We start from the raw sequence: 15,765 nt of genomic DNA on the forward strand, positions 1-15,765 counted from the left end.
TGCTAGCTTCAGCCGCAAGGGAGGAAAAGTCCATGGCAATCATCAACACCACGCGGCGCGATCTCGCGCGCCTGCTGGCCGGCGGCGCGGCCAGCCTGCCGTTCTTGTCGCACACAGCGAGGGCGCAGGGCAGGCGGGAGACCCTGGTGATCGGTCTCGACACCAGCGACAGCGTCACCTTCGACCCCGTGCGGCAGGCGCAGTACACGCCGCCCATGACTCTGGCCGCCTGCTACGACACGCTCGTCACCTTCGAGCCCGGCGACTACATCAACCCCAAGCCTTGTCTGGCCACGAAATGGGAGCGCAGGCCGGGTGGCGATGGCTGGCGCTTCACCCTGCGGGAAGGCGTTAAGTTTTCCAGCGGCGCGACCATGACGGCGGAGGACGTGAAGTTCAGCTTCGACCGCCTGATCGGCATGCGGGAGCAGACGCAGGTCTACATCAAGTCGGTCGAGCGTGCGGAGGTGGTCGACGCCCGCACGGTGGACCTGATCATGAACGCGCCGAACGCCCCGATCCTGCCCATCCTCTGCAACCCGGCCTGCGCCATCATGGAGCGCGCCGTACTGATGCAGAACGGGGCCGTGCCCGGGCCGGAGGCGCGCGAGAAGGACAAGGCCACCGACTGGCTGAACGGAAACAGCGCCGGCACCGGCCCCTACCGCCTGGTACGCTGGGAGCGGAACTCGCAGATCGCGCTCCAGCGCAACCCGCATTCCTGGCGCGGCCCGTCGGATTTCGAGCGCGTCATCATCCGCCACCTGTCGGATAGCGCGGCGCAGCTCCTGGCGCTGCGCCGCGGCGACGTGCATGCCGCCTTCAACCTGATCCCCGAGCACGTCCAGGGTTTGGCCAGCGAGGCGAATGTCAGGATCGACAAGCTGCCGAGCCTCGACTTCGTCTACATGGCCGTCACCGAAAATCCAGGGGCCAATCCGGCGCTGGCGAAGAAGGAAGCGCGGCACGCTATTGGCCACGCCATCGACTATGACGGCATCCTGAACAGCCTGGTGGGCGGAGCCGGCGTTCGACCAGCGCACTTCCTGCCGATTGGCGTCACCGGCAGCACGGCCGAGGTCGCGAAGCAGGTCGGCTTCCGCCAGGATCTGGACAAGGCGCGCCAGCTGCTCCAATCCGCCGGGCTGGCCGATGGCTTCGAGATGGAGATCGCCTACGGCAACGCCGCCGTGGCCGGCGTGTCCTACCAGGTTCTGGCGCAGAAGATCCAGTCGGACCTGGCGCGCATCGGCATCCGCGTGCGGCTGAACCCGATGGATCAGGTCAACCTGCGCACGGTCTACACCACCGGCAAGATGCAGGGTGGCGTGCTGACCTTCTGGAACCCGCCTGCCGTGTCCAACGACCTGTGGGCCTCCGCCGTGGTGGAGCGCGTGGCGCGGCGCGTGGGGTGGAACGTGCCGCCGGAGATGACGGCGCTGGTGAAGCGCGCCTCGGAAGCGCAGAGCCAGGATGAGGCGGCCAGCCTTTGGATCGAGTGGCAGAAAGGCGTTGTCGATCAGGCCAACCATTTCATCCTGTTCCAGCCCACCTACCAGATCGGCGTCCGCAAGACGCTGGGCGCCTTCCCCCTCACGGCGGCGGGCTGGCAGCTCAACATGGGCGGGGTGAAGCTGGCCTAGCCCGCCGGCCCCGCCTGTCCAAGGAGGCGGCGCAGCCGGTGCGCCGCCTCTGCATTCGCCGCGCCCTCCGGCATCCGCCCCGCCGCCAGCGCCTCGATCTGACGCACCGTGTCCATCGCTTGATGCTCGGTGGCCTCGGGCGTCAATCCCCCGACATGGGGTGTCGCGATGACGTCGTGCCGTGCCGCCAGCCGCCCGGGCGGCATCTGGTCCGGTGCCATTCCCACATCCAGCGCCGCTCCGGCGAGATGCCCTGACTCCAGCGCCGCTTCCAGTGCGGCCTCATCGACCAGTTGCCCGCGCGACAGGTTGATGAAGAAGGCGCCGTGCCTCATCCGCGCGAAACGATCCGCATTCATCAGCCGATCCGTCTCCGGCGTCGCGGCCGCGAGGCAGACGACGAAATCGCTGCCGATCAGTACCTCGTCCAGCGTGGCGCCGGCTTCGCCCAGGGCGGGATCATGCGCGCGCACCGCCATGCCCGCCGCTTCCGCCAGCTCACCCAGGCGACGCGCGATGCGGCCATACCCGATCAGACCCAGCGTCGCGCCGCGAAGCTGACGGCCCATCCGCGCCGCCGGCACGCTGCCGGAACGGAAGCCGGCGGCCGCGTCGGTGATGCCGCGCCCGAGGTCGATCATCATGCCGAGGCCGAGCTCCGCCACCGCGTCGGTGAAGCCCGGCGTTGCCCTCGTCACCAGGATGCCCTGCGCCGATGCGGCCGGCACATCGATCGTGCTGATATCGACAGCGCAGCGCAGAAACGCCACCAGATCCGGTGCCGCGGCAAAGGTCGCGGCGTCGCCGGGCGTGGCGCGGTGGGCGATGATGGCGTGGCATCCGGCCGCCGCGCGTGCCAGCTCCTCGCCCTGAAGCACGCGGCCGCTGCGGTTTCGCGCCACTTCGGCAGTCCCGGCAAGGGCAGCCAGTGCGCGATCGCCGTAGTATCCGGCGAACTGCTCGTCGGTGTGAGACAGAAATACCTTCATCGGGTGAACTCCGCCGAGCGCTTCTCATTGAAGGCGCGGATGCCCTCCAGATGGTCACCGGCGCTGAAGCACAGCACGTTCATCTCGTTCTCGTAGCGCAGCCCGGCCGCGAGCGGCGCCTCCATGGCTGCACGCAGGGCGGCCTTGACCGACTGCACCGCCACTGGGCTGAACGACGCCAGCCGCGCGGCCGCGGCACGAGCACGGTCGAGCAGCGCGTCGGGCATCACGACCTCGTGCACCAGCCCGAGCCGTGCCGCCTCGGCGGCATCGATCTGGCCGCCCAGCATCAGCAGGCGCGTGGCGGCGGCGTGCCCGATCAGGCGCGGCAGCACCTGCGAGGCACCTCCGCCGCCGACCCAGCCGCGCTCAACCTCCGGAAACCCGATGCGGGTTGTGTCGGCGGCAATCCTGATGTCGGCGCCCAGCGCCATCTCGGCGCCGCCGCCCAGCGTCCATCCCTGCAGCGCCGCCACAACCGGCTTGCGGATGTCCCGCACGGCGGCGGCATACTCGATGCGGTTGCGGAAATGCCACGCGGAGGGATAAGCGGCCAGAGCGTTGAGGTCACTGCCGGAGCAGAACGCCTTCACGCCCTCGCCACGCAGCAGCACCGCGCGAACGGCATCGTCCTCGTCGAGCGCGCGCGCCTGTTCCGCCAGCATCCGCGCCATCTCCGGCGTTACGGCGTTGTGCTTGGCCGCGCGATCCAGCACGAGTTCCGCGATGCCATCGGTGATGTCCACCCTGATCTGACCCTGCACGTCCCATTCTCCCCTGCCTGGCGTGAAGCTGCCCTGGCTCGATTGTAACGTTCCAATAAACCGCAGCGCTCGTCCAGAAACCGCTTGATGATAACGTTCCAATGGGACAAGACTCCGGTCAACAGACAAAAGAGACGGGGAGGAGGGGACGGTGTCGCGCTACATCGCCCAGCGGCTGGTAACAGCCGCGATCATGGCGCTCCTGGCCACTGCGGTCATCTTTCTCATCGCCAATCTGGTGCCGGGCGACCCGGTGCTGGCGCAGCTGGGCGATATCGCCGCCAGCGATCCGGCAACGGTTGCGGAATGGCGTGCCAAATGGGGCCTCGATCTGCCGCTCTGGGAACGTTACGGGTTGTTCCTGCACGGGCTGACCCAGGGCGACCTTGGCCTGTCCATCGCCACCCGCCGGCCGGTGCTGGAAGACATCATCCAGTACGCGCCCGCCACGGTGGAACTGGCGACGGTTGCTTTCATCCTGTCGCTGGCGGTCGGCATCCCGCTCGGCATTGCCGCGGCCGTCTGGCGCGATAGCTGGGTCGACTCCGTGGCGCGCGGCGTGTCGCTGCTCGGTGTCTCGGCGCCCACCTTCTGGCTCGCCTTCATCATGCTGGCGATCTTCTATGGCGGGCTCGAATGGGCACCCGGCCCGGGCCGCCTCGATCCAATCGCCTTCCCGCCGGAGGGCCCCACCGGCTTCTTCCTCATCGACACCGTTTGGCAGCAGGACTGGGAAACCTTCAGCGATGCGGTTGCGCATCTGGTGCTTCCCTCCATCGTGCTTGCCGCGGCGACCGTGGGGCTCATCACCCGTACCACCCGCGCATCGATGCTGGACAGTTTGCAGCAGGATTACGTCCGCGTTTCGCGCGCCAAGGGACTGCGGGAATGGAGCGTCGTCATGCGTCACGCTTTTCCTAACGCACTGGTTCCGGTGATCACCCTGGGCGGCCTTGCCTACGCCAATCTCCTGGCTGGCGCGGTGATGACCGAGACGGTGTTCTCCTGGCCCGGTCTCGGCCGCTACACCTTTCGCTCGGCCGCGGCACTGGATTTCCCGGCCATCATCGGCATCACGCTGGTTGTATCGGTCACCTACCTCCTGGTGAATCTGCTGGTCGATCTGTCCTACGCCGTGCTGGATCCGAGGGTGCGGCGGTGAGTGTGTCCACGCAGGGCGCGGCCCTTCCCCGCGCGCCTTCCCGCTTCGCTCGCCGGCTGCGGCGCTATGGGCCTGCCTGGTTCGGCGGCGCCATTGTGCTAGCCTGGATCCTGGTCGCCCTGCTGGCGCCCTGGATCTCGCCATACCCGCCCGACGCGGTGGACGTGACCAGCCGCCTGCTGCCGCCCTCCGCCGCGCACTGGATGGGCACCGACACGCTGGGGCGCGACGTGTTCTCGCGCCTGCTGCACGGCGCCCGCCTTTCGCTCTTCGCCGGCTTCACCGTGGTGCTGCTGGGCGCCGCGCTGGGTACGCTGGTGGGCATCGTCGCCGCCTGGGCGCGAGGCTGGTGGGATGAGGGGCTGATGCGTCTCACCGACCTGGTGCTGTGCTTCCCGCCGATCATCCTGGCGCTCGCCATCGCCGCCGCCCTGGGCATCGGGCCGGTCAACACCATCCTCGCCATGCTGGTGGTGTGGTGGCCGAAATTCGCCCGTCTGGCGCGGGCGCTCGCCCTTGTGCAGCGCAGCCAGGAGTATGTCGAGGCGGCAACGGTGCTTGGCCTGAAGCCGCGCCGCATCCTGTCGCGGCACATCCTGCCGAACACGCTGGGGCCGCTGGCGGTGCTGGTCACGCTGGATCTCGGCAACGCCATCCTCACCTTTGCCGGCCTGTCCTTTCTCGGCCTCGGCGTCATCCCGCCCGCTGCCGAGTGGGGCTCCATGGTGGCCGAGGGACGCGAGTTGGTGGAGCAATGGTGGGTCGCAGCCTTTCCCGGCCTTGCCATCCTGACCGTTGTCGTGGGCTTCAATTTCTGCGGCGACGGACTGCGCGACTGGCTCGATCCCAAGGGCCGCAACCGTTGATGCCTGGCGCGGAGGAAAAGATCATGGACGGATCCATCGCCTCGCCATCGCATGGGGCAGACAACACTCCGGTGCTCGAGGTGCGTGACCTGCGCACCGTGTTCCTGACGGATGCCGGCCCGGTGCGGGCGGTCGATGGCGTGTCCTTCAGCCTCGGTGCCGGTGAAACGCTGGGCATCGTCGGCGAAAGCGGATCGGGCAAGAGCGTCACCGCCCTGACGCTGATGCGCCTGCTGGAAGAGCCGGCGCGCATCGCAGGCGGTTCCATCCGATTTCAGGGGCGCGACGTGCTGGCCATGTCCCAGCGCGATCTGACTGCCTGGCGCGGTGACCAGGCCGCCATGGTGTTCCAGGACCCGATGACCGGCCTGAACCCCGTACTGAAGATCCTGCGCCAGGTCACCGAACACATCGTGGCCCATGGGCGCATGCCGCCGGCCGCGGCCCGCAAGCGCGGCGTCGAGCTGCTTCGCCGGATGGGTGTCGCGGCACCGGAGCGTGCGGCGGGTTCCTTCCCGCATGAGTTCTCCGGCGGCATGCGGCAGCGCGTGATGATGGCGATCGGCGTCGCCAACGATCCCTCGCTGCTGATCGCCGACGAGCCGACCACGGCGCTCGACGTTACCATCCAGGCGCAAATCCTCGATCTGTTGCGTGGACTGAACCGCGATTTCGGCACCGCGATCCTGCTCATCAGCCACGATCTCGGCGTGATCGGCACGGTGTGCCGGCGCGTCGCGGTGATGTATGCTGGCGAGGTGGTGGAGGAAGCCGAGACGGCCGCCGTGCTGGCCGACCCGCGCCATCCTTATTCCTGGGCGTTGACGAATGCCGTGCCCCGCCTGGATTCGCCGGTCGGCGCGCGACTGACCAGCATCGAGGGAACGCCGCCCGACCCGCTGCACCAGCCACCCGGCTGCCGGTTCGAGCCGCGCTGCCCCTTCCGCATTTCCCGCTGCGGGCAGGAGCATCCGCCGCTGATGGAGGTGGCGCCGGGCCGCCGCGCCCGTTGCTGGGTCACCGCCGATGGCCGGACCCTGCCGCGCCCGAGTCTGCCCGCCGCCGCCGAGAGCGAGCGCCCGCTGCTCGATGCGGCGCCGCTGCTGGAAGCCCGCGGCGTGGAGAAGCACTTCACCCTGCCGCGCAAGTCCTGGTTCGCGCCCCCGGCCACGGTGCATGCGGTGAACGGCGTCGACCTGGCGCTTCACCCGCGCGAGAGCCTCGGAATCGTGGGCGAGAGCGGCTGCGGTAAATCAACCCTGGCACGGTTGCTGACGCGGCTGCACCAGCCCAGCGGCGGCTCGGTGCTGTTTGAGGGACGCGACATCACCACCGCCAGTGCCGCCGAGCTCCGCCCTCTGCGCCCGCGCCTGCAGATGGTGTTTCAGGATCCCTACGCATCATTGAATCCACGCATGTCGGTGGGCGACATCCTGGCCGAGCCGTTGCTGGCCCACCGCCGCGTGCCTTCGCGCAAGGTGGCCGCCGAGCGTGTAGCCGACCTGCTCGGCACAGTCGGCCTCAAGCCCGCCTTCGCCACCCGCTTCCCCCATGAATTCTCCGGCGGACAGCGGCAGCGGATTTCCATTGCCCGTGCCCTGGCGCTGGAACCCAGCGTCGTGGTCGCCGATGAGCCCGTCTCGGCGCTTGACGTCAACGTGCAGGCGCAGGTGCTGAACCTGATGCTGGACCTGCGGCAGCGGCTCGGCCTGTCCTACCTGTTCATCGCGCACGACCTCGCCGTGGTGCGCGCCTTCTGCGACCGCGTGGCGGTGATGTATCTCGGCCGCATTGTGGAGGAGGGCGTGGCGGACGATGTGCTGTCGCGCCCCCTGCACCCCTACACGGTGGCGTTGACCAGCGCGATTCCCGATCCCGGCCGGCAGCGCATCGTGCTGGGCGGGGAGCCGCCCTCGACGCTGCATCTGCCGCGGGGCTGCGCCTTTCGGGCGCGGTGCCCCGCCGCTCGCGCCGAGTGCGAGGCGCCACCGCCCCTGGCCGAAGTTGCGCCGGGCCGCCGCGTCGCCTGCCATTTTCCGGGGGTGCTGGCGCCCTCGCAAACTGCCAAACTGGAGACCGTGGCATGAGGCGCATGAGCGCGGCGGAGGCCGCCCGGCTGGTACGGAGCGGCGATACACTGCTGATCGGCGGATCGGGTGGGGGCCATGCCGTGCCGGACGCGCTGCTGGAAGCCATCGGCGCCCGTTTCCGCGACAGCGGCCAGCCCCGTGATATCACCGCGCTGCACCCGGTCGGGCTTGGCGACGGCAAGACGCGCGGTGCCGGGCACCTGGCGCAGGAGGGACTGCTCAAGCGCGTCGTTTCCGGAACCTTTGTCAACAGTCCGGGCATCGCCAAGCTGGCGATCGACGAGAAGATCGAGGCCTACACGCTGCCGCAGGGTTCGCTGTCGCAGTTGATGCGGGAGATGGCAGCGGGGCGCCCCGGCCTGCTTACCCGCATCGGTCTGCACAGCTTCGTCGACCCGCGTCTCGGCGGCGGGCGGCAGAGCCGCTGCGCCACCGAGGATCTGGTGGAACTGGTGGATTTCCGCGGCGAGGAACACCTGTTCTACCGCCCCTTTGCCGTGGATGTGGCGCTGGTGCGCGGCTCGGCCGCCGATGAGGACGGCAACATTTCCATGGAGCATGAGGCCGTCACACTGGAGATGCTGAGCATCGCCCAGGCGGCGCGACGTGCCGGCGGCATCGTCATCGCCCAGGTCAAGCACATCGTGCCGCGGGGCAGTCTGCATCCAAAAATGGTGAAGGTGCCGGGCATCCTGGTGGACGCGCTGGTGCATGTTCCTGAGCAGTGGCAAACTTTTGAAACGCAGAACAGCGCCGCTTATTCCGGCCATCAGCGCGTGGCGCTCGAGGAGATCCCGCGCCTGCCGCCAGGCCCTCGCCGCATCGTTGCCCGCCGTGGCGCGATGGAGTTGTTCGAGGGCGCCATCTGCAACCTCGGCTCCGGCATCTCAACCGGCATCGCCAATGTCGCGGCGGAGGAGGGCATTCTGCGCCGCATCTGCCTGACCAACGAGCAGGGCAACATCGGTGGTGCGCCGGCCAGCGGCAACGAGGCCGGGGCGGCGATGAGCCCCGATGCCCAGGTGGACCAGCCCTACCAGTTCGACTTCTACGATGGCGGCGGACTGGACCTCGCCTTTCTGTCCTTCGCCGAGTTCGATGCCGAGGGCAATGTCAACGTGTCCCGTTTTGGCGGGCGCATCGTCGGGCCTGGCGGCTTCGTCAACATCAGCCAGGGCGCCAAGCGCGTGATCTTCGGCGGCACGCTGACCGCCAATGGCGCGCCGAAGGCAGTACGGCAGGTGGAGCAGGTCACTTTTTCCGGCCGCTTCGCGCGGGAACGCGGCCAGCCCGTGCTCTACGTCACCGAGCGTGCGGTTTTCCGGCTGGGAGATGACGGCCCGGAACTGATCGAGATCGCACCGGATTGCGACCTCGAGCGCGATGTGCTGGGCGCCATGGGCTTCCGCCCGCGTGTCTCCGACAATCTCCGGACAATGCCTGCCGGGCTTTTCGCCGACGGCCCGATGGGGCTGGCACAACGCCTGCCGGGCACCACGCCGCGCGCGGCGCTGGAGCGCTTCGCCGCATCTTTGGCCGCGGAGTAGGCCATGTCGGACGCAACAGCGCTGGCCATCGGCGACACAGTGTCGTTTAGCCGCACCATTTCCGCCGACGACATCGTCCGCTTCGCGGAATTGAGCGGCGATCACGATCCGGTTCATGTGGACGAGGAGTATGCGCGCAACACGGCCTTCGGCCGCTGCATCGCGCATGGTGCGCATGTGATGGGACTGGTTTCTGCGGCCTCCTCTCTGATGTCGCGCCGCGCAGTGCAGGGCGGCTGCCGCGGCACGCCTGTCTCCGCCGGCTATGACCGCATCCGGTTCACCCATCCGGTGTTTGCCGGCGACTCCCTGACCGCGACCTACGCCGTGGACAGCATCGAGGAAGCACCCAGGCGTGCCATGTCGCGCTTCGAGGTGGTCAACCAGGAGGGCCGGCTCTGCCTCGCTGGTACGCACATCCTGCGTTGGGTTGGTGAATGAGGAGCCTGATGCCATGACCACGATCCGCCTGCCGGGGGAAGGGGGCGCCGCGCCCGTGCCCTACACGCTGCACGGCACGCCGTTGCCGGTGCCGCGCGCCGCGCGCTTCAACCGTGTGGCCTTTTCCGCCGCGCATGTGGTGGCGGACCCGCTGGGCGATCCCACCTCGGGCGTCGCGGCGATCGATTGGGATCGGACCATCGCCTATCGTCGCCACCTGGCCGGCCTCGGCCTCGGCATCGCCGAGGCCATGGACACTGCGCAGCGCGGCATGGGGCTGGACTGGCCGACGGCGCGCGAGCTGATCCGTCGCAGCCTCGCCGAGACCCGCGATATTCCCGGCATCCGCATCGCTTCCGGTTGCGGCACGGACCAGCTCGATCCGAAAGAGGCGCGCGACATCGACGATGTGCTGCGCGCCTATGCCGAGCAGATGGAAGCCGTGCAGTCCATGGGTGGCGAGGTCATCCTGATGGCCAGCCGTGCCCTTGCCCGCGTCGCGCGCGGACCGGAGGATTACCGCACCGTTTACCGCCGCCTGCTGGCCGAGGCGGATGCACCCGTCATCCTGCACTGGCTGGGTGACATGTTCGATCCCGCTCTGGCCGGCTACTGGGGCGATGCGGGCTTCGATGGCGCGCTCGATACCTGTCTCGGCATCATCGCCGAGAATCCTGGCAAGGTGGACGGCATCAAGATCTCTCTGCTGGACGCCGCGAAGGAGGTGCGGATGCGCCGGCTCCTTCCGGACGGCGTCCGCATGTATACCGGCGACGATTTCAATTATCCCGAGTTGATCGAGGGCGATGCCGAAGGCCATTCCCATGCGCTGCTCGGCATCTTCGACGCTATCGCGCCGGCCGCCTCCTTGGCGCTGTCAGCGCTGGCGGAGGGCGACACGGCGCGCTTCCACGCATTGCTGTCGCCGACCGTTCCCTTGTCGCGGAGGATCTTCGGGACGCCCACGCAGTTCTACAAGACAGGTGTGGTGTTCCTGGCTTGGCTGAACGGGCACCAGGACCACTTCGTGATGGTCGCGGGGCAGCAATCCATGCGTCCGCTCGGCTACTTCGCCGACCTGTTCCGCATGGCCGATGCAGCCGGGTTGTTGGCGGACCCCGACCGGGCGGCGGCACGGATGCGGCACCTCCTGGCACTGCACGGGATCGAGGGCTGAAGCAGGTGCGCAGCCTGGAAGGTCGGCCCGATCTCTGCTCCATCAACACCGCCACCCTCGGGCACCGGCAGCCGATCGCCGAGGTGATCGAGGCCGTTGCCCGGCACGGCTTCGGCGGCATCGCCCCCTGGCGGCGCGACCTGGAAGGGGAAGATGTCGGTAACATAGCCCGACGCATCCGCGATGCCGGCCTTGCTGTCACCGGCTATTGCCGCAGCACCGCCTTTCCCGCCGCGACTCCCGCGGCCGCCGCCGCCGCCCTGGCCGAGAACCGTGCGGCTCTGCGTGATGCGGCGCGGCTGGGGGCGTCCTGCTTCGTCATTGTGGCCGGCAGCCTGCCGCCCGGCTCGCGCGATCTCGGCGCCGCCCGCCGACAATTGGAGGACGGCGTTGGCGCCTTGCTGGGGGAGGCCCGCCAGCTCGGCGTGACCTTGGCGCTGGAACCGCTGCACCCGGTCTATGCCGGCGACCGCTCCTGCCTCTGCACGCTCGACGAGGCGCTCGACCTTTGCGAGGCGGTTGATCCCGGCAGCGCCGGCGGTGTCGGCCTGGCCGTGGACGTCTATCACGTGTGGTGGGATGCCAGATTGGCCGCCGCGCTGCGCCGGGCAGGGCAGGGCCGCCGCATCACCGCGTTCCATGTCTGCGACTGGAAGGTGCCCGTGACCGACGTGCTGCTCGACCGTGGCATGATGGGCGACGGCGTGATCGACATCCCCGGCATCCGCCGCGCCGTGGAGGCGGCGGGCTATGCCGGAAAGGTCGAGGTGGAGATATTTTCCGCCCGCGACTGGTGGCAACGTCCGCCCGAGGAAACCCTCGCCACCTGCGCCGCCCGGCTGGAGCGCTGCTGAGCGAAGGCTGCCACTCGCGCCAATGGCTGGCTTGACTTCGGCCCGCCGGGCGATAGTTTCCCCGCCACTAAGAATGACTTGCAATTGCAGGACCGTGCCGCGGGCCGTGTTGCCCCCGGCGCGATCCTGGATGCGCCGGCCAGCCAAGGCTTCGCCGCCTGCCCGCCGATCCTGATCGCCGCGCCCCCGGGTGCCGCAGGGAATTCGGCGGCGCGACGTTCAGCGCCCTGGTCTGGCCGCCGCCCGAAGATGGCCGTTTTTTCACGGCGAGCGTGGGCTGGCGGCCACGCCGGCCGTTTCCGATCCCCGCCACGGCACAGGAAGACACGCAGCGATGGCACGCATTCTCTCGACGCCGATCCTTTCCCGGCGCCATGCCCTGGGCGCCATGGCCGGCCTGTTCGCCGCGGCGCATCTGCCCCCGGCCTTCGCCGCGGCCGCCGTTGAGCAGAAGATCCGGCTGTCACCGCCAGGCGGCCTCTACGAGTTGGTCTTCAACCGCGCCACAGGCCTGGTCCATGTCGCCGCGGTCGGCCCGCGCGGCGGCGACCAGGCAGCGATCCTGGCGCTTGATCCCGGCACGCTGGAGGTCAAAGGCAGCATTCCCATGGCCGACCCTGCCTTCGGCCTTGCGGTGAACGACCGTACCGGACTGCTCTACACCACCAACACCCGCACCGGCAGCGTCTCGATCATCGATCCCCGTGAGGGCCGTATCGTCGGCAGCGTCGTGCATGGCGAGAAGGCGCACCTGCGGCAGGCGGTGGTCGATCCTGCGGCCAACCGCATCTATGTCTCGGCCCCCGGCTTCCAGGGTGCTCCCAGCCAGGTCTGGGTGATCGACGGTGCGACCCACAAGCTGCTCTCGGTGATCGAGGAAGGGCTGGGCGAGGCCGCAACCGGCCTGACGCTGGATGCCGCCGGCAACCGCCTGTTCGTCACCCGCCTGATGGCGAACGAAGTCGCCGAGATCGACCTGTCGAGCGGCAAGGTGGCCCGTAGCTTCGCCTCGGGCGGCGAATCCGCAGTCAACGCGGCGTATGAGGCGGCCAATCAGCGCCTCTTCGTCACCAACCAGAAGAGCGGCAACCTCGCCGTGCTGGACGCCACCAGCGGCGCTGTCCTGAAGTCCATCGAAACAGGTGCCGGCGCGCTCAGCATCGCGCTGAACCCGGCCAAGGGGCTGGTGCTGATCGCCAATCGCGGTGCCGGTACGGTCAGCGTGATCGATGCGGGAACGCTGGAGCTGCGCAACAGTCTGGCCACCGGCACCCACCCCAACACCATTGCTTTCAACGCAGAGGGCAGCATCGCCTATGTCACCAACAAGGCGAAAAGCGCCGGGCGTGGCCAGCCGCCGATCGACGATCCGAACGGCGACACCGTCAGCCTGATCCGTCTCTGAACAGCGGTTCGGCGACGATGGCGATGGTGGCGGAGCGCAACAATGCGGCGGCCCGGAGCATCCCATGCTTCGCTTTCCGCAACGCGGGTGGCGCGGTGCTGGGGGAGGGCCCTGGCACCGTGCTGCCGCGCGGACCCGCAGCGACGCTGGGGGCGCGGACCGCCGCCTTTTTCCGCGATGCGCCGCCAGGGGCGGTGCTCGCCGGTGCCATGCCCTTCGGTCGTGAGGCGGCGGACTATCTGGTTTCCCCCCACACCTCGCGCCGTCTGGCTCCCGCCGCCGCCGATCCGGCACCACCCGGCGACACGCCGCGCTGGCGGCTGCGGCACGAGCCTGACGCCGCTGGCTACGCCGCCTCCGTTCGCCGTGTCCTCGGCATCATGGCGCAGGAAGCGGGAACGGCAGACGCGCTGACCAAGATCGTCCTGTCCCGCAGCCTGGTGGCCGAGGCCGATGCGCCCATCGGCACGGCGCTGCTCCTGGAGCGGCTTTCGGCCGACCCTGCCGTGACCGGCTTTCTGGTGCCGCTGCCGCCACGCGACGGGACGGCCCGGCTGCTGACCGGCGCCACGCCCGAACTGCTTCTGTCCAGGCGGGGCGCCCGCGTCCTGTCACACCCGCTGGCCGGCTCTGCCCGGCGGCAGGCTGACCCCGCCGGGGATCGTGCCGCCGCCGAGGCGCTGTTCCGTTCGGACAAGGACCAGCGCGAGCATGCCATTGTTGCCGAGTTTATCCTCGACACGCTCGCGCCCTTCTGTGCCGTGCTGGCGGCACCGGCCGGCACGCAGCTCACTTCCACGCGCAGCATGTGGCATCTTGGCACCCGCATCGAGGGCGAACTGCGCGATCCCTCCGTCGGTGCCGCCGAATTGGCCGCCGCGCTTCATCCGACGCCGGCCGTGTGTGGCGTGCCGCGCGACAAGGCGGCCAGGCTCATCGGCGAGATCGAGCGGCATGACCGCGACTTCTACGCCGGCGCTGTCGGCTGGTGTGACGCGGCAGGCGACGGCGACTGGTACGTCTCGATCCGCTGCGCCGAGATTGCCGGCAACACCGCACGGCTCTATGCCGGCGCCGGCATCGTTCCGGGCTCCGATCCCGGGGCCGAGGCCGACGAGACCGCCGCCAAGTACGGGGCGCTGCTGGAGGCGCTCGGAATTCGAATGAAGGATGATTCGCCGTGATCCCGCTCCGGCAGACCTGGCCCGAGGACGTCGCCCGCCGCTATCGCGAGAAGGGCTATTGGCGCGGCGAAACCTTTTCCTCCTTCCTGCGCCAGCGCGCCGCCGAGCGTCCGCAGGCCATCGCCATCACGGACGGCGCCCGCCACTGGTCCTACGCCGAGCTGTTGTCGCGCGCCGAGGCCGCTGCCGCCGGATACCTCCGGGCTGGGCTGCGCCCCGGCGACCGCGTGGTGGTGCAGCTTCCCAACATCGCCGAGTTCTTCCCCGCCGTGTTCGGTCTGTTCCGCGCCGGCATGATCCCCCTTTACGCCCTGCCGGCACACCGAATCACCGAGATCGCGCACTTCGCCCGCAGATCCGAGGCAGCCGGCTACATCATCGCCGAGCGGCATGACGGCTTCGACTACCGTGCCCAGGCGCGTGCATTGCGGACGGAGGTGCCGGCGCTGCGGCATGTCTTCGTGGTGAATGGCGAAGCGGCGGAATTCACCCCCCTGGAGGTGGAGGCCGGGACGCCGATCATGCTGCCGCCCGACCCTCCGTCATCGGATGTCGCCTTTATCCAGATCTCCGGCGGCAGCACGGGATTGTCCAAGCTGATCCCGCGTTCGCATGACGACTATCTTTACTCCTGCTGGGCCAGCAACGCGATCTGCGGCGTCACGGAGAAGAGTGTCTTCCTTGTCGCCCTGCCGGCGGCACATAACTTCCCCATGTCCTCGCCGGGGCATATCGGTGCGCTTTATGCCGGCGCACGGGTAGTGCTCAGCCCATCGCCTGCACCGGACAGCGCATTCCCCCTGATCGCGCGGGAGCGTGTCACCATCACTGGCCTGGTGCCGCCGCTGGCGCTGCTCTGGATGCAGGCGGCGCCAACGCGTTCCGACGACCTGTCCAGCTTGGAAGTCCTGCTGGTGGGTGGCGCCAAGTTCACCCCCGAGGTCGCCCGCCGCGTCCGCCCGACACTGGGCTGCACGCTGCAGCAGGTCTTCGGCATGGCCGAGGGGCTGGTGAACTACACCCGCCTGGACGACCCTGACGAGATCATCACCGGAACTCAGGGGCGCCCGATCAGCGCGGATGACGAGGTGCTGGTGGTGGACGACCTTGGCAATCCGGTGCCCGATGGCGAGTCCGGCTACCTGCTGGCGCGCGGCCCCTACACCATTCGCGCCTACCACAATGACGAGGCTGCCAACGCCCGCTCCTTCACCGCCGACGGCTTCTACCGCACCGGCGACATCGTGCGGCGGTTGCCGGGCGGCTATCTGGAAGTGCATGGCCGCGCCGGCGACCACATCAACCGTGCCGGCGAAAAGATTTCGGCCGAGGAGATCGAGGACCACCTGCTGGCCCATCCGCAGGTCTTCGATGCCGCCATCGTCTCCATCCCCGACGAGGTGCTGGGCGAGCGCTCCTGCGCCTTCATCATCCCCAATGGCGAGAAGCCGAGATCGCCGGCGCTGAAGGCGTGGATGCGCACGCGCGGCATCGCGGAGTTCAAGGTGCCCGACCAGATCGTCTTCGTGCCCGAATTCGCCACCACAGCCGCCGGCAAGGTCAGCCGCAAGGAGTTGCGCGCCCGGCTGCGGGCGGACTTCCTGGCCAAGGACAACGCCTCGTGACTGCCAAGGGCCTGCCCG

General features: G+C 69.0%; 13 protein-coding genes. 11 read left to right on the forward strand and 2 right to left on the reverse strand.

What is annotated here, in order from left to right; all coding sequences use genetic code 11:
- Positions 1 to 32: 32 nt before the first annotated feature.
- A complete protein-coding gene (locus ACFOD4_RS01475; protein ID WP_379592869.1) occupies positions 33 to 1,643 on the forward strand; it encodes an ABC transporter substrate-binding protein in 1,611 nt (536 codons plus the stop codon).
- Here the strand turns inward: ACFOD4_RS01475 and ACFOD4_RS01480 are convergent.
- The gene (locus ACFOD4_RS01480) at positions 1,640 to 2,632 is read right to left on the reverse strand and encodes an NAD(P)-dependent oxidoreductase (protein WP_379592871.1); all 993 of its coding nucleotides are present in this window, start codon (positions 2,630 to 2,632) and stop codon (positions 1,640 to 1,642) included. The genes ACFOD4_RS01475 and ACFOD4_RS01480 overlap by 4 nt on opposite strands.
- Positions 2,629 to 3,396, reverse strand: coding sequence for an enoyl-CoA hydratase/isomerase family protein (locus ACFOD4_RS01485; RefSeq protein ID WP_379592872.1), 768 nt, complete (start codon positions 3,394 to 3,396; stop codon positions 2,629 to 2,631). The genes ACFOD4_RS01480 and ACFOD4_RS01485 overlap by 4 nt, the downstream gene beginning before the upstream one ends.
- A gap of 151 nt (positions 3,397 to 3,547) precedes the next feature.
- Here ACFOD4_RS01485 and ACFOD4_RS01490 point away from each other — a divergent pair, with 151 nt between their 5' ends.
- The 10 genes from ACFOD4_RS01490 (at position 3,548) to ACFOD4_RS01535 (ending at position 15,747) form a co-directional block, all read left to right on the forward strand.
- Positions 3,548 to 4,558 (forward strand): ABC transporter permease, encoded by a 1,011-nt coding sequence (locus ACFOD4_RS01490; RefSeq protein WP_379592874.1) that lies wholly within the window; start codon positions 3,548 to 3,550, stop codon positions 4,556 to 4,558.
- Positions 4,555 to 5,424: an ABC transporter permease gene (locus ACFOD4_RS01495; protein WP_379592876.1), complete on the forward strand. Its 870-nt coding sequence runs from the start codon at positions 4,555 to 4,557 to the stop codon at positions 5,422 to 5,424. Before ACFOD4_RS01490 ends, ACFOD4_RS01495 begins: the two co-directional genes overlap by 4 nt.
- A 23-nt stretch (positions 5,425 to 5,447) precedes the next feature.
- Complete coding sequence (locus ACFOD4_RS01500; protein ID WP_379592878.1) at positions 5,448 to 7,511, forward strand: ABC transporter ATP-binding protein; 2,064 nt, start codon at positions 5,448 to 5,450, stop codon at positions 7,509 to 7,511.
- A complete protein-coding gene (locus tag ACFOD4_RS01505; RefSeq protein ID WP_379592881.1) occupies positions 7,508 to 9,061 on the forward strand; it encodes an acyl CoA:acetate/3-ketoacid CoA transferase in 1,554 nt (517 codons plus the stop codon). Before ACFOD4_RS01500 ends, ACFOD4_RS01505 begins: the two co-directional genes overlap by 4 nt.
- 3 nt (positions 9,062 to 9,064) lie before the next feature.
- Entirely contained in the window at positions 9,065 to 9,502 is a 438-nt protein-coding gene (locus ACFOD4_RS01510; RefSeq protein WP_379592883.1) for a MaoC family dehydratase, read from the forward strand.
- 13 nt (positions 9,503 to 9,515) lie between these two features.
- Positions 9,516 to 10,679, forward strand: a complete 1,164-nt coding sequence (locus ACFOD4_RS01515; protein ID WP_379592885.1) for a dihydrodipicolinate synthase family protein — start codon at positions 9,516 to 9,518, stop codon at positions 10,677 to 10,679.
- 5 nt (positions 10,680 to 10,684) lie between these two features.
- Entirely contained in the window at positions 10,685 to 11,533 is an 849-nt protein-coding gene (locus ACFOD4_RS01520; protein ID WP_379592887.1) for a sugar phosphate isomerase/epimerase family protein, read from the forward strand.
- A gap of 334 nt (positions 11,534 to 11,867) precedes the next feature.
- Positions 11,868 to 12,938 carry a YncE family protein gene (locus ACFOD4_RS01525; RefSeq protein WP_379592889.1) on the forward strand — a complete coding sequence of 357 codons (1,071 nt, stop codon included), beginning with the start codon at positions 11,868 to 11,870 and terminating at the stop codon, positions 12,936 to 12,938.
- Between the two features lie 17 nt (positions 12,939 to 12,955).
- On the forward strand, positions 12,956 to 14,122 hold the full coding sequence (locus ACFOD4_RS01530; protein WP_379592891.1) for an isochorismate synthase: 1,167 nt from the start codon (positions 12,956 to 12,958) through the stop codon (positions 14,120 to 14,122).
- On the forward strand, positions 14,119 to 15,747 hold the full coding sequence (locus ACFOD4_RS01535) for a (2,3-dihydroxybenzoyl)adenylate synthase (protein ID WP_379592893.1): 1,629 nt from the start codon (positions 14,119 to 14,121) through the stop codon (positions 15,745 to 15,747). Before ACFOD4_RS01530 ends, ACFOD4_RS01535 begins: the two co-directional genes overlap by 4 nt.
- Positions 15,748 to 15,765: the final 18 nt, after the last annotated feature.

Origin of the sequence: Teichococcus globiformis, assembly GCF_042646265.1 — a bacterium.
Taxonomy (GTDB): Bacteria; Pseudomonadota; Alphaproteobacteria; order Acetobacterales; family Acetobacteraceae; genus Pseudoroseomonas; species Pseudoroseomonas globiformis.

Bases quoted from the DNA above. Each gene is read 5' to 3' on its own strand.
- ACFOD4_RS01475 (WP_379592869.1), top strand. From the start codon at position 33: ATGGCAATCATCAACACCACGCGGCGCGATCTCGCGCGCCTGCTGGCC.
- ACFOD4_RS01480 (WP_379592871.1), bottom strand. From the start codon at position 2,632: ATGAAGGTATTTCTGTCTCACACCGACGAGCAGTTCGCCGGATACTAC.
- ACFOD4_RS01500 (WP_379592878.1), top strand. From the start codon at position 5,448: ATGGACGGATCCATCGCCTCGCCATCGCATGGGGCAGACAACACTCCG.
- ACFOD4_RS01505 (WP_379592881.1), top strand. From the start codon at position 7,508: ATGAGGCGCATGAGCGCGGCGGAGGCCGCCCGGCTGGTACGGAGCGGC.
- ACFOD4_RS01510 (WP_379592883.1), top strand. From the start codon at position 9,065: ATGTCGGACGCAACAGCGCTGGCCATCGGCGACACAGTGTCGTTTAGC.
- ACFOD4_RS01515 (WP_379592885.1), top strand. From the start codon at position 9,516: ATGACCACGATCCGCCTGCCGGGGGAAGGGGGCGCCGCGCCCGTGCCC.
- ACFOD4_RS01525 (WP_379592889.1), top strand. From the start codon at position 11,868: ATGGCACGCATTCTCTCGACGCCGATCCTTTCCCGGCGCCATGCCCTG.
- ACFOD4_RS01530 (WP_379592891.1), top strand. From the start codon at position 12,956: ATGGCGATGGTGGCGGAGCGCAACAATGCGGCGGCCCGGAGCATCCCA.